The following is a 12,800-nucleotide window of genomic DNA, read 5'->3' on the forward strand; positions in this document are numbered from 1 at the left end:
TCACCGGATCACCGGATCACCGGATCACGCGGGTCAGAAGCCGAACAGCGCCCCGCTGGTGTTCCGCAGGCCGCACGGATTGGCGAAGGTGTACGTGTAGTGGAGGCGGCGGCCCTGCCACACACCGACGGCGGTGACCGTCATCGGGTTCCACTCCCTGGTACACACGGCGTCGGCGGCCGGTGCGGCGAGCGGGTCGAGCTGCGAGCCGTTCGCGCGTAACTCGCCGCACGCGGCGGCCGGGCTCGGGTGCGTGCCGCCGGGCGTCGGCGAACAGACGAGCGTCACGGCACGCAGCGCCGCGCCCGCGTCGGCATCGGGTCCGGCCGACACACTGAGCACCAGCGCGGACGGCGCGTACAGGCTCTCCGTACCGGTCGGCGCGGCTCCGGCCGTGCCCGGCCAGGCCAGTGCGGTGAGCGCGGTGAGCGCCATGGCGGCGGAACCGAGCCCGAGACCCTTTGCGATGGACCGCATTGCGAACACTCCCTTGGGTTGGCGTTTCGGATAGCGGACAGAGTCTTGCCGACCCAAGCGGTGAACGCCCGTTCGCACCCTCATTTCTCGTCACGGATCGTGTACGAATGAGTGCAGACCGCAGCCGTGCGAACGAGCTGACCTGTGGGGGAACGGGCTGCCGAATCGGCCGAACAACGACCGGGACACCTCCCCTAAACCTGCCGGGCCCGGCTGTGATCTGCCACAACGGGCTCGCACGGTCCCCGTGCAGCTGCGCCTGCGCGGCGAATCTAGCCGGTGGCCGTGAGGCGGGGCGCGTACAGCTCCAGCAGGCGGGTGCGGGTCTGCTGGAGGCGCATCGCGAGGACACGGCCGACCCAGTGCCCGACGGCGGACCCGAAGGTGGGGTCGGCGTCCATCAGCATCCGGACGGTCGCGGCGTCGAACTCGTACGCCCGCACCGGTGTCATCGCCTCGGCGCCCAGCTGCCACACGTACGGCGGGAACAGCCAGGACCAGCCCACCAGCTCGCCCGGGCCGAGGCTCTCCACGGGCGCGGGCCGGCGGCCGGCGACGGGGATCTCCAGGGTCACCGTGCCGGAACGCACGATCCAGAAGGAATCCGCCCTCGTGCCCTCGTCGAAGATGCGCGCGCTCTCCGGGAAATTCACCTCGCGGGCCTGGGACATCAGCCGTCCACGGTGCTCGGTGGACAGGACGGCGGCGATCCGGATGGGGGAAGGTGTGCTCACGACGGCCTCCGATCGACCCCCCATGACGCTCCTGCTCTCCCAGTGTCGCCGACACCCGGCGATTCGCGGCCCGATCGTGCCCGGTTTCTTCCCCGCCGGATGCGGGAACGCGGGCGCGGAGGCCTTGCGGCGCCCAGGCCGTCTCTTTCGGATCTTGCCGGGCCCGCGACGCCCGGTACCGCACCCGGCCGCGTTGTCGGGACGACCGAGTACGTCCAGTACACGGGCGCCCCTCCGCCTTGCCGTGTACGGCACCGGACACCGCGGGCTCGGCCGACAAGATCCGAAAGAGACGAACTAAGGGGTGTCCTCGGCGTTCGCCTCCATGCAGGCCAGCTCCATCGCGTCCAGGACCGCCTCGTGGCTGCGCCCGCTCAGCTCGGCCACGTTCTCGATCTGGGCCGTCGCCCAGGCCGCCAGCGTCATCACCAGCACCCGCAGTCCGTCGGTGCCGTGCTCGGCCAGCACCGCGTCGGCGACGACCATCGCCTCCTCGGGGACCTGCTCGGGCGGTTCCAGGCCCGCCAGACCGCGCAGCAGGGTCAGGGTGCGGCGGGAGATCTCCGGCGTCATTCCCGCCAGCCGCATGTCTTTTTGCTCGTCCATCCGCCCCGCCCTCCGGTGCCGTGCCCGAATCACCTCAGGGCACGGTAGAGGGGCGCGGCCCGACGCGGGGCGGTTTCCGCAGGGTGACCGTACGTGACCGGGCGTGCGCGCCCGAAAGCGGGCGTGCGGTCACCTTCCCCCGGAGGCGACCCGCCGGTAACCTGCCCGGCGGCAGCCGCCCGCTCGGACGGCCGGATCCTGGCAGGAGCGAGATGAAGAGCCTCTTACGCGCGGTGCTCTGTGCCCTTCTGCTGCTGGCCGGCGTGGTGTCGGCGCCGTACGCAGGGCCCGCCCTCGCCGCCCCGGCGCCCGCACCCGCGGCCGGTGCGGGCAGCGCCGAGACGTGGACCCCGCCCCTGTCCACCCGCGGCCGGTACATCGTCGACGCGCAGGGCAACCGCTTCCGCCTGCGCTCGGGCAACTGGGACGGAGCCCAGGGCTCCTGGAACGGCTCCGGGGACCGCAGCGATCCCGCCACGCACCACAGCGGGCAGAACGCCCACGGCATTCCGGTCGGCCTGGACCGGGTCCCCCTGTCCACCCTGATCGCGGACTTCCGGGCCCTGGGGCTCAACAGCATCCGGCTGCCCTTCTCCAACGAGATGCTGCGCGACGGCGCCCCCGTCCCGGACCAGGCGGTCGCCGCCAATCCCGTCCTGCGCGGTCGCACCCCCCTCCAGGTGTTCGACGCCGTGGTCGCCGCCCTCACGGACGCGGGCTTCGCCGTCATCCTCAACAACCACACCGTCACCACCCGGTGGTGCTGCGGCCTCGACGGCAACGAACGCTGGAACAGTGGCCGGTCCACCGCCCAGTGGGCCGACGACTGGGTCTTCCTCGCCCGCCGCTACCGGGACAACCCGCGCGTGGTCGGCGCCGACCTCTACAACGAGGTCCGCCGCGACGTCCTCGACGACCCCAACTGGGGCCTCGGCGACAACCACGACTGGCACGCCGCCGCCCAGGAGGCCGCCGACCGCATCCTCACCGAGGCCAACCCCCAGCTGCTGATCGTCGTCGAAGGCATCAACTGGTTCGGCCTGCCCGTGGACGGCTTCCCGCACGGCCGCCCCACCCTCACCCCCGTGCGCACGCTCTCCCACACCCTGGTCACCTCGAACAAGCTCGTCTACTCGGCCCACTTCTACGGGTACACCGGCCCCCGGCACAGCGGCGCGACCGGCATCGGCGAGACCAGCGACCTCCGCTACCAGGACATGACCGCGGCGCAGCTCGAACAGACCCTCTACGACCAGGCCTTCTTCGTGTCCGCCGAGACCGGCACGCACTTCACCGCCCCCGTCTGGATCAGCGAGTTCGGCATCGGGGCCGACGAGAGCGGGGCCGCCCCGCGCACCTGGTTCGACCGCCTCACCGGCTACCTGACGCGCTCCGACGCCGACTTCGCGTACTGGCCCCTCGTCGGCTGGAGCACCGACGCCCAGGGCAACCCGGGCGGCGACAGCTGGGCCCTGCTGCGCTACGACGCCGCCGGCCGCCGCTCCGGCGCCCTGGACCCGGGAGACTGGCGCACCGCCCGCTGGACCCCGCTCGCCACCACCCCCGGCCGCACCGGGCCCGTCCCCGCCACCCCCGCCTGGTACCAGCTGACCACCGACCACCGCGACCACAACGCCTCGCTGCGCACCCGCGCCACCGGCGACTGGGACAACGGGGCCCGCAAGGCGGTCTGCCCCGACGGTGCGCGCCTCGCCGGGCTCGCCCACACCGGCGGCCGCGGCCTGTGCGCCACTTCCGACCTGCGTGCCCCGACGGGCGGCCACACCGTGGTCCGCGACGAGCGGTACGTCCCGGCGGGCGGCGACTGGGCCACCGGCTACACGAAGTTCCAGTGCCCGGCCGGCCAGTTCCTGATCGGCTACAGCCTGCGCGGCGAGCGGGTCTCGGCGGCGCTCTGCGCCCCGGCCCGCACGGCCCTGCCGGGCGGCGGCCGGACGCTCTGGTTCGACCGCGGCGACAACCGCCCGCCCGGCGGCCCCGGCGGAGACTTCGGTTACGGGAACCACAAGGGCCAGTGCCTTCCCACCGAGTACGCGGCGGGCATCGCCTTCACCACCCGCGCCGCCACCCGACCCTCCCCGGCCGCCCTGCTGTGCCGTCCGCTGCCGGGGCCGGGCGCGGGCCGGTAGGGCGCCGCAGGGCGAGGGCGGCGCAGCCGGCGAGCGCGACCAGGATCAGCACCGCCGCCACCAGGAAGGTGAACCGCGTTCCGGCGGCCACGGCCGCGGCCGGCGCCGAGGCGATGTCGGCCGTCGCCGCCCCGTGGGCGAACACGGCGCCCATGACGGACGCACCGGTGACGAGGCCGAGGTTGCGCGAGAGGTTGAGCATGCCGGAGACCACGCCCCGCCGGTCCGGGCCGACGTCCGCCATGACCGCGGTGTTGTTGGCCGTCTGGAACACCGCGTAGCCGGCGGTCACGACCGCGAGCGGGACGACGTACCCGAGGAGGCCGAGGGTCGCCGGCGTCACGGACAGGGCGAGGGCCCCGGCCGCCATCGTGAGGAGCCCGAGAAGGGTCGTGCGCCGTGCGCCGAACCGGTCCGCGAGTCGGCCCGCCGGCACCCCGGTCACCGCGGCGACCAGCGGGCCGACCGACAGGGCGAGTCCGACCGGTGCCTCGGCCAGCCCGAGCGTGCGGGAGAGGTAGAAGGGCCCGACCACCAGCGTCGCCATCATCACCGTCGACACGAGCGCGCCCGAGAGCAGGCCGGTGCCGATCACCGGGTCGCGCAGCAGCGCCCGTTGGACCAGGGGTGACGCCGCTCTCGCCTCGGCGCGCACGAAGAGCGCGGCGCCACAGGCGGCGGCCAGCAGCAGCGCCGCTTCGAGCGCGCCGAACCGGCCGCCGCCGAGGGTCATGGCGAGTGCGTAGGCCGCGAGGGTGGTTGCGAGCAGCAGCGTTCCCAGGTGGTCGAAGCGGGCCCGGCCGGCCCCGGACGCTGCCCGGCCCGCGGGCAGATGGCGGTGGGCGATCAGGAACGCGAGGAGCCCCAGCGGGACGTTGACGAGGAACAGCGCCCGCCAGCCGAACCCGGCGAGCAGGGCGCCGCCGAGCGACGGACCGAGAGCGGTGCCCACCGCGGACATGGTGCCGAGCAGCCCCATGGCGCTGCCCGTCCGCTCCTTCGGGACCGTCTCACCGGCGAACGCCATGGTGAGGGCCATCATGACGGCCGCCCCCACGCCCTGGACCGCCCGGGCGCCGACCAGCAGCCAGAGCGCCGGAGCGGCGGCGCAGAGCACGGAGGCCGCGGTGAACAGGCCGATGCCGGCCAGGAGCAGCCGCCGCCGGCCGACGAGGTCACCGAGCCGCCCGACCCCGACGACCAGGGTGGTGATGGCGAGGAGATAGGTGAGGACCACCCACTGCACCTGCTGGAAGGAGGCGGAGAAGACCTGCGTCAGGGTCGGCAGTGCGACGTGGGCGATGCCGGTGCCGAGCGAGGACAGCAGGGCGCAGAGGGAGAGGCCGGCGAGCGCCCACGGGACGGCGGGCGGGCGTGCGCCGGCGCTCCCGTCGTCGCCGGTACGGCGCGGTCCGTGCACGGTTGCGGAATCACTGCGCGGCTTCGGCGGCCTCTGCGGTCTCTGTGGGCTCTGTGGGCTCTGTGGGTTCATGCCGCGAGGGTGCGCTCGCCCGATCGCGATCGGCAAAGCTTGTTGCCGTTTCCGGGACGGCCGAGTGGAATGGCCGGATGGACGACGAGCCCCCTCCGCAGCCCACTCGCCGGCCGTCTCCCCATCAGGCGGTCCTCGACGAGGTGGCCCCGCGGCTCAGACGGCTGCGCGCCCGCAGCGGCCTCACCCTGGCCGCGCTCTCCGGGACGACCGGCATCTCGAAGAGCACCCTGTCCCGGCTGGAGTCCGGGCAGCGCCGCCCGAGCCTGGAGCTTCTGCTGCCGCTCGCGGCCGCCTACCAGGTGCCCCTGGACGACCTGGTGGGCGCTCCCGAAGTGGGGGACCCCCGGGTACGGCTGACCCCCCGCGCCCTGCCGAACGGCGGCACGGCCGTCCCGCTGACCCGGGGCCCGGGCCCCCTCCAGGCGTACAAGATGCTCATCGCCGACCGGGGCGAACCGGATCTGCGGACCCACGAGGGGTACGAGTGGCTGTACGTGCTGGAGGGGCGGCTGCGCCTCGTCCTCGCCGAGCACGATCTGGTCCTCGGTCCGGGCGAGGTCGCCGAGTTCGACACCCGGGTGCCCCACTGGTTCACCAGCGCGGACGGGCGGCCCGTGGAGATCCTCAGCCTGTTCGGGCGGCAGGGGGAGCGCATGCACGTCCGGGCGAAGCCCCGCGGGTGACGGCAGGCGCGTGCAGCGCCCGGCGCGATTTTGCATCCGATGTGTCAAGTGGGATGAATCAGGCCTCGAATCGCTCTAGGGTGCGCCCGTAGGCATGGTTTACGGACTCCTGTTCGGCGATTTTCGGCCATGTCTCGCACGGCCGCACCCTACGGCCGTACCGCACACCGAACTGGGGGATTCATGCGTAGATCCCGAGGGCTGGCGGCCGCTCTCGCCCTGTCCCTGGCCGGAACCGGTGCGGGAGTGGGCCTCGGCCTCGTCCCGCAGGCGGCGGCGCTCACCCCGCCCGTCGCATTCACCGCCGACGCGCTCGCCACCTGGCAGCCCAACGGCGTGGTCTGGGCCCTCGCCGAGGCGGGCGGCCAGGTCTTCGCCGGCGGCACCTTCTCCACCGTGCGCCCGCCGGCCGGAGGTTCCGGAAGCGAGCAGTCGGCCGTGAACTTCGTGGCGCTCGACGCCGCGACCGGCGCCCCGACCTCCTGCAAACTGTCCTTCACCGTCGGCTCCGGCACCGCCACGGTCCGCGCGCTCGCCCTCTCACCGGACAAGGCCACCCTGTACGCCGGGGGCTACTTCGGCGCCGTCAACGGCACCGCCGTCTCCAGCCTCGCCGCCATCGACGTGGCGAGCTGCACGGTGAAGCAGGGATTCCGTCCCGCCTTCGCCGCAACCGTCCGCGCCCTCGCCGTCACCGACGACACCGTCTACGCGGGCGGCGACTTCCTCAGCGTCGCCGGCCAGCCGCGCGAGCGCTTCGCCGCGGTCGGCGCCGCCGACGGCGCCCTGAAACCCTTCACCGCCGACGCCGACGAGCCCGGGCGCGCCGTCGAGGTCACCCCGGACGGCCACAACGTGGTACTCGGCGGCGACTTCTTCACCGTCAACGGTACGAACACGCACGCACTGGCCGTCGTCGACGCGACGAGCGGCGCGCTCACCAAGTCGTACGCCGGCTTCATCGAGACCAACTCCGTCGTCAAGGACGTCGCGACCGACGCGACCGGCTTCTACACCGCCAACGAGGGCACCGGCGGCGGCGTCTTCGACGGCCGGATCGCCCTCGACCTGAGCAACTTCGGCCAGCGCTGGCGCGACACCTGCCTCGGCGCCACCCAGGCCGTGCTGCCCTACCAGAACGTGCTCTACAGCGCCTCGCACGCCCACGACTGCTCCAGCGTCGGCGAGTTCCCCGACGGCCAGCGCCACCACCTGCTCGCCCAGCCCACCAGCGGCACCGGAAAGCTCGGCTGGGCCCCCGACACCAACGACGGTATCGGCGAGGGCATCGGGCCGCGCGTGATGACGGTCGGTTCCAAGGGCGGCGTCCAGTACCTGTGGGTCGGCGGTGAGTTCACGACCGTCAACGGCGCCGCGCAGCAGAGCCTGACGCGCTTCGCCTCCACCGGGGACACCGGCGCTCCCACCGTGCCCGTCGCGAGCGCCGTCAGCTTCCGGCCCGGCGAGGTCCAGGTCCGCTGGCGCACCAGCCTCGACCTGGACGACAGCGCGCTGACCTACAGGATCTACCGCAACGGGGCGGCCGCGCCGATCGCCACGGTCACCGCCGACTCGCTGTTCTTCAAGCGCCCGCAGGCCTCCTGGACCGACACCACCGCGGCAGCGGGCCAGTCCTACACCTACCGGGTGACGGCCACCGACGCGGCCGGCAACACCAGCGCCCTGTCCGCGACGGCGAGCGTGACCGTCCCGGCCCAGGTGGACGGCTACCCGAACCAGGTCCGCGCCGACGGAGCCCAGCAGTACTGGCGCTACGACGAAGCGGCCCTGCCCTTCGTCGCAGACTCCTCGGCCGGCGGCAACCAGAGCGGCGTGCACCTGAACGCCCCCGCCCTGCGCCAGAGCCCCGGCGCCGTCTCCGGCGCGAGCACGGCGATCGGCTTCAACGGCACCGACACCCAGGTGTACGGGGACACCCGGCAGACGGTGGGCAGCACCTACACCATCGAGACCTGGTTCCGGACGAACACCACCCGGGGCGGCAAGCTCCTCGGCTTCGGCAACAACCAGGCACGCGGCAGTAATCAGTACGACAAGCACATCTACATGACCAACGACGGACGACTGGTCTACGGCGTCTACACCGGAGCCACCCGCACCGTCACCACCGGCGCCGCGTACAACGACAACCAGTGGCACCACGTCGTCGCGAGCCAGGGCCCCGGCGGCATGACCCTCTACGTGGACGGCGTCCAGAAGGGCACCCTGAACGTCACCACCCACGAGAACTTCTCGGGCTACTGGCACGCCGGCGGCGACAGCCTCGGCGGCTGGCCCGACCGCCCGACGAGCGAGTACTGGGCGGGACAGCTCGACGAAACCGCCGTCTACCCGACCGTCCTGAGCGCCGCGCAGGTCCAGAACCACTACGCCCTCGCCACCGCCCCCGCCGACTCGGTGGTCCAGGTGGCCGCCGCGGAGGACACCTACGCCAACGCGGGAGCACCCGCCACCAACTACGGCACCTCGGGTTCGCTCGCAGTGCGCGGCACCTCGTTCTACGCGAGCTACCTGCGCTTCGACCTGCCGACCGCGCCCGCGGGCACGGTACTGAAGTCGGCCGTGCTCAGCGTGAAGACGAGCACGCAGAGCGGCGCCGGCACCGCGGACACCGTTTCGGTCCTCCCGGTCACCGGCTCGTGGAGCGAGGGCGGGACCACGTACAACAACCGCCCCGCACTGGGCGGTCCGGCGCTCGGCTCCTTCGCCGGGATCCCGGACGGATCGGCGGTGCACACCACCGGGCTGACCACCGCGAGCGTCGCGGCGGCGCTCGGCACGGGCTACGGCCTGGCGCTCAGCAGCACCGGTACGGACGCCCTGTGGCTGTGGTCCTCCGAGGCCCAGGCGAACGAGGGGACACCGCAGCTGACGCTCACGTTCGGCGCGCCGTGACCTGACGGCCCGATGAGCGAGGGGGCGCGGGACGCCGGCGGGCCGTCCCGCGCCCCCTCGTCTCAGCCGCGCGCGTCCACCACGGCGAGGAGCTTGCCGCTGGTCGCACTGCGGTCCAGCGACGCGCTCCCCACCGCCTCGACCACCAGGTCCAGCAGCCGCTCCGCCACCGCCGAGCGCAGCTCCGGGTAGCCGGCCAGGAAGACCTCCCGCAGTTGCTCCGGATCCGTCGTCGCGGTCCGCTCCACCCGTACGGTCAGCCGCTCGCGCGCGTCCGTGGAGTCGAGCCGGACCTGCAACTCGCCCCGGTGGCCCCCGTGTTCCTCGGCCAGTTCCAGGAAGCGCCGGTGGTTGAAGAAGTACGTCGCCACCCGCATCACGTCACCGGTGCGCCCCCGCAGTTCGAAGCGGGGCGCATGCCGTCCGCACGGGCAGCGGCCCGGGACCTCCCGGCCGAGGTCACCTATCACGTACCGGCCGAGCTGCTGGCCTCGACGGGCGTGCGTGGTGAAGACCAGCCGGCCCGTCTCGCCCGGGCCCACCGGGCGGTCCTCCGCCAGGTCCAGGATCTCCATCGTGTGGAGGTCGGCGTGCAGGTGGTGGACGCCTCCGGAGCTCTCGGTGCACTGGTAGCCCAGCGGCCCGAGGTCGGTGCTGCCGTAGGTGATCGAGCGGACGACCTCGATGCCGAAGGTGTCCTTCAGGGCGCGTTGCTGCTCCTCGGTGAAGTGCTCGCCGCCGTAGAACACCTTGCGCAGGCCGCCGTACGCACGCAGCACGTCCGCCTCCGCGTGCAGCAGCTGCCACAGGTAGGAGGGCATGCCGAAGAGGGTGTCGGCCCCGTGGTCGACGATGGCCCGGGCCGTCGCCGCGTGGTCCGGGCCCGCGGACAGCGGCAACTGCACCCCGCCGAGCCGTTCCAGTACGGAGAAGAAGCTGATGAAGCTGCCGTACATGGCGCCGCAGTAGAAGAGGTTGGCGGTGCGGTCCGCCGCCGGGTCGTATCCGGCGGCGAGCAGACCACGGGCGGCGGCGTGCATCTGCGTGTCGTAGTCGTCGTAGCTGAAGACCGACAGGGCCGGTGCGCCGGTACTGCCGCCGCTGCGGAAGTACAGCTCGGCGTCGGCGCGCGTGAGGCGGCGCGCCGGCTCCTGCACGTCCTCCTTGCCCACCAGCGGGCCCGCCGGGCGCGGCAGCACCACGGGCCGGGCCAGGTCGTCGAGGCAGGCGGTGGTGGCGAACCGGACCGGATCGGCCTGGACCGCGACGCGGCGGCTGTAGCGCTGGAGGGCGTAGACGCCGTCGTGCGGCTCACCCGCGTAGCTCTCCAGCATGGCGCCGACCGGCGTCACTCGGGTGACACCCGCGGCCAGGGCGGTGCGCGACAGCTCCGCGATGTCCGTCGGGCTGCCCGCCAGGCCGGCCGTCTGCAGATAGCGGCGCATGGGCCGCAGGGTGGCGATCAGCCGCTTGCGGGGCAGCGGCTTGACCCACACGCTGCGGTGCAGCGGCGAGGCGGTCAGCGGGGACCGGGTGTCGGCCATGACCCGCCACGATCCGTCGGCGGCGGCGAACACCCGGGTCAGGCCCAGGTGCTCCTCCAGCCGGGCCACCAGCTCGGTGGTGGTCAGCTCGGCCGCCTCCGCCGGGTCCGGCCCGCCCTCCGCGGAGCCGGCCGCAGGGCCGGCCGCGGCCGGCGGCCGGGCGGCGAGGACCGCGGCGAAACGCTCGGCGAAACCGAAGACCTCGTCCTCGTCCTCGGTGTCGAGGTAGACCACCTGCGGGCTGGAGCACGCCTCCTGCTCGAGCAGGCAGACGTCGTCCGCCAGGGCGTCGAGCGTGGCGGCGTCCGACCACGCGTCGGCCGTCAGGTACGCGAAGGAGATCCGGTGCCCCCACTCCACCAGCCGGCAGCCGGCCGGCACATGGGCCGCGACCCCTTCGACGGCGGCTTCCCCGCCCCAAACGGCGACGGCGTCCGCGGGCGCGCACATCAGCCGCAGCCACTCCTGCCGGGAGGAGGGGAAGCGCAGCACGACGATCCGCGCGGCCAGCGCGCCGCTCGGGTCCAGGGCCGCGAGCTCGGCCATCAGGTGCTGGGTCAGGAGCGTGTCGGCGCTGCTGGTCCGCAGGATGTTGACGTTCCCCGCGAGCAGACCCTCGACGATGCTCAGCGGAGCGACCGTCGCGGCATTGCTCGGCGCGATGTGGGCGACCAGGCCGACGGGCGCCCACGCCTCGAAGACGCTCTCGCGCGGGTCCGCCCGGTTCAGCCGGCCGGGAGTCGCTCCGCCCAGTTCCCGGCGCAGCTTGCGGGTCAGCTCCCGCCGGCCGAGGAGGCCGCCCAGCTCGGACAGGACGGCCGGGTCCTCGCCCTCGGGCAGGTGCGCGGCGAGCCGGGCCCGTACGGGGTGGCCGGGGTCGCAGAGTGCGGCGCCGAGGGCGTCGCACGCGGCCAGGACGGTCTCGGTCTCCAGGCTCTCCGCGAGCGCGGCCTCGACGGCGGCCGGCAGGCCGGTGAGCCGGCGGCCGGCCTCCTCGTCGTCGATGAACTCGCCCATCCAGTAGTGGTGGTGCACGCTCACGGTCACGCCATTCCCTTCATCAGTTCCGCTGCGGCCACCGCGCAGCTGCGGTTGCGGCTCACCCCGGCACGGCCGTGGACGGTGAACCAGGGGGTGCGGAGCTCGCACCCGCAGGCGTCGCCCGGCTGGAGCGAGGCGAGGTCCCCCATGACCACGCTCTGCGCCGGCACCGAGGTGATGTACGGCGACACGAGGTGGAGGTAGCCCCGCTCCCCGTGGGGAAGGGGCTCGAGCGTCCGCGTGGAGCGGATCGTCACCCGTGACCACACCGGGGCGTGAAGCCGGTGGTGGTCGCACTCGATGTACGGGATGCAGTGCTCGACCGACCCGAAGGTGTCCCGGATCCGCTCGCCCGGGATGCCGAGCTGCTCGGTGACCCGGGAGTACAGCTCCTCCTTGCCGATGCGCCGGTCGGCGTGTCCCTTCCAGCCGCCGCCGAGGACGACGAGGGAGCCCTCGGGCAGGCGCAGCGGAGGCAGTCCCATGGCCCGCATCCGCTCCAGGGTGAAGAAGAGGAAGGCGGGGAAGCCGAGGATGCGGACCGGGGCGTCCTCCCGCTCGAAACGACGCAGTGCGGCGATGCAGCCGAAGGGGTCGAACTCGTGCTCGCCGCCGGTGTTGCGCAGCGCGTACGCGACGCTGCGCGCGGGGGCGAAGTCGCACAGGTAGTTGTCGGTGAAGGCGGTCCCCAGGTTCAACGAGGGGGCCGGTTCGTAGCTGTAGAGGAGGTAGTTGACCTCCTGGTAGGGGGTGATCCAGCCGTTCCGCTCGAAGATCCGGGCGACCATGCGCTGGGCGGAGCGGATGGTCCAGTGGTCGAAGAACATCTGCGACTTCTGGCCGGTGGTACCGGAGGAGGTCAGGTGCAGCTCTACGTCCTCGCGGGGGACGGAGAGCACCTCGTGGCGCTTGAAGAAGTTCGCGTGGACGAGCGGCGCGCGGTACGGCTCGGCCGGGGGAGTGGCCTCGTACAGGGAGCGGAAGAAGGGCGAGCGTTCGGTGTGCCAGGCGTTGGTCTCCGCCATGGCCGCGGCGAACAGTGCGTCCTGCTCGGGTCCGTGGGCGTAGGGGTCCGTCAGGTCGCACAGCTCCTGTACGTGCGGCAGCAGGGCGGGGTCGGGTACGGCGACCGGCGCGAGATGGGGGTTCATGCG

9 protein-coding genes are annotated in these 12,800 nt (G+C 73.2%); 3 read left to right on the forward strand and 6 right to left on the reverse strand.

Annotation, left to right across the window (positions count from 1 at the left end):
- Positions 1-33: 33 nt before the first annotated feature.
- The 3 genes from B6R96_RS32335 to B6R96_RS32345 form a co-directional block, all read right to left on the reverse strand.
- Positions 34-477, reverse strand: a complete 444-nt coding sequence (locus B6R96_RS32335) for an SSI family serine proteinase inhibitor (protein ID WP_237291574.1) — start codon at positions 475-477, stop codon at positions 34-36.
- Between the two features lie 272 nt (positions 478-749).
- Positions 750-1,211 (reverse strand): Crp/Fnr family transcriptional regulator, encoded by a 462-nt coding sequence (locus tag B6R96_RS32340; RefSeq protein WP_237291575.1) that lies wholly within the window; start codon positions 1,209-1,211, stop codon positions 750-752.
- Positions 1,212-1,508: 297 nt separating this feature from the next.
- Complete coding sequence (locus B6R96_RS32345) at positions 1,509-1,817, reverse strand: hypothetical protein (RefSeq protein ID WP_081524441.1); 309 nt, start codon at positions 1,815-1,817, stop codon at positions 1,509-1,511.
- A gap of 212 nt (positions 1,818-2,029) precedes the next feature.
- On the opposite strand from B6R96_RS32345, the gene B6R96_RS32350 reads away from it, so the two are divergent.
- Positions 2,030-3,967, forward strand: a complete 1,938-nt coding sequence (locus B6R96_RS32350; RefSeq protein ID WP_081524442.1) for a glycoside hydrolase family 5 protein — start codon at positions 2,030-2,032, stop codon at positions 3,965-3,967.
- On the opposite strand, the gene B6R96_RS32355 is transcribed toward B6R96_RS32350, so the two are convergent.
- Entirely contained in the window at positions 3,888-5,387 is a 1,500-nt protein-coding gene (locus B6R96_RS32355) for an MFS transporter (protein WP_237291576.1), read from the reverse strand. The genes B6R96_RS32350 and B6R96_RS32355 overlap by 80 nt on opposite strands.
- A 149-nt stretch (positions 5,388-5,536) precedes the next feature.
- Here B6R96_RS32355 and B6R96_RS32360 point away from each other — a divergent pair, with 149 nt between their 5' ends.
- Both B6R96_RS32360 and B6R96_RS32365 read left to right on the forward strand, forming a co-directional pair.
- A complete protein-coding gene (locus B6R96_RS32360; RefSeq protein WP_081524444.1) occupies positions 5,537-6,145 on the forward strand; it encodes a helix-turn-helix domain-containing protein in 609 nt (202 codons plus the stop codon).
- A 183-nt stretch (positions 6,146-6,328) separates the two neighbouring features.
- On the forward strand, positions 6,329-9,061 hold the full coding sequence (locus B6R96_RS32365; RefSeq protein WP_081524445.1) for a DNRLRE domain-containing protein: 2,733 nt from the start codon (positions 6,329-6,331) through the stop codon (positions 9,059-9,061).
- A 62-nt stretch (positions 9,062-9,123) separates the two neighbouring features.
- Here B6R96_RS32365 and B6R96_RS32370 read toward each other — a convergent pair whose 3' ends face one another.
- Together B6R96_RS32370 and B6R96_RS32375 are read right to left on the reverse strand one after the other, a co-directional pair.
- Positions 9,124-11,652, reverse strand: a complete 2,529-nt coding sequence (locus B6R96_RS32370; protein WP_237291578.1) for an acyl-CoA reductase — start codon at positions 11,650-11,652, stop codon at positions 9,124-9,126.
- Positions 11,649-12,797, reverse strand: coding sequence for a LuxE/PaaK family acyltransferase (locus tag B6R96_RS32375; protein ID WP_081524446.1), 1,149 nt, complete (start codon positions 12,795-12,797; stop codon positions 11,649-11,651). The genes B6R96_RS32370 and B6R96_RS32375 overlap by 4 nt, the downstream gene beginning before the upstream one ends.
- Positions 12,798-12,800 lie beyond the last annotated feature (3 nt).

Origin of the sequence: Streptomyces sp. Sge12 (assembly GCF_002080455.1) — a bacterium.
Lineage (GTDB): Bacteria > Actinomycetota > Actinomycetes > Streptomycetales > Streptomycetaceae > Streptomyces.

Excerpts from the sequence above, each read along its gene's own strand:
- B6R96_RS32335 (WP_237291574.1), bottom strand. The coding sequence starts at position 477 with ATGCGGTCCATCGCAAAGGGTCTCGGGCTCGGTTCCGCCGCCATGGCG.
- B6R96_RS32345 (WP_081524441.1), bottom strand. The coding sequence starts at position 1,817 with ATGGACGAGCAAAAAGACATGCGGCTGGCGGGAATGACGCCGGAGATC.
- B6R96_RS32350 (WP_081524442.1), top strand. The coding sequence starts at position 2,030 with ATGAAGAGCCTCTTACGCGCGGTGCTCTGTGCCCTTCTGCTGCTGGCC.
- B6R96_RS32360 (WP_081524444.1), top strand. The coding sequence starts at position 5,537 with ATGGACGACGAGCCCCCTCCGCAGCCCACTCGCCGGCCGTCTCCCCAT.
- B6R96_RS32365 (WP_081524445.1), top strand. The coding sequence starts at position 6,329 with ATGCGTAGATCCCGAGGGCTGGCGGCCGCTCTCGCCCTGTCCCTGGCC.
- B6R96_RS32375 (WP_081524446.1), bottom strand. The coding sequence starts at position 12,797 with ATGAACCCCCATCTCGCGCCGGTCGCCGTACCCGACCCCGCCCTGCTG.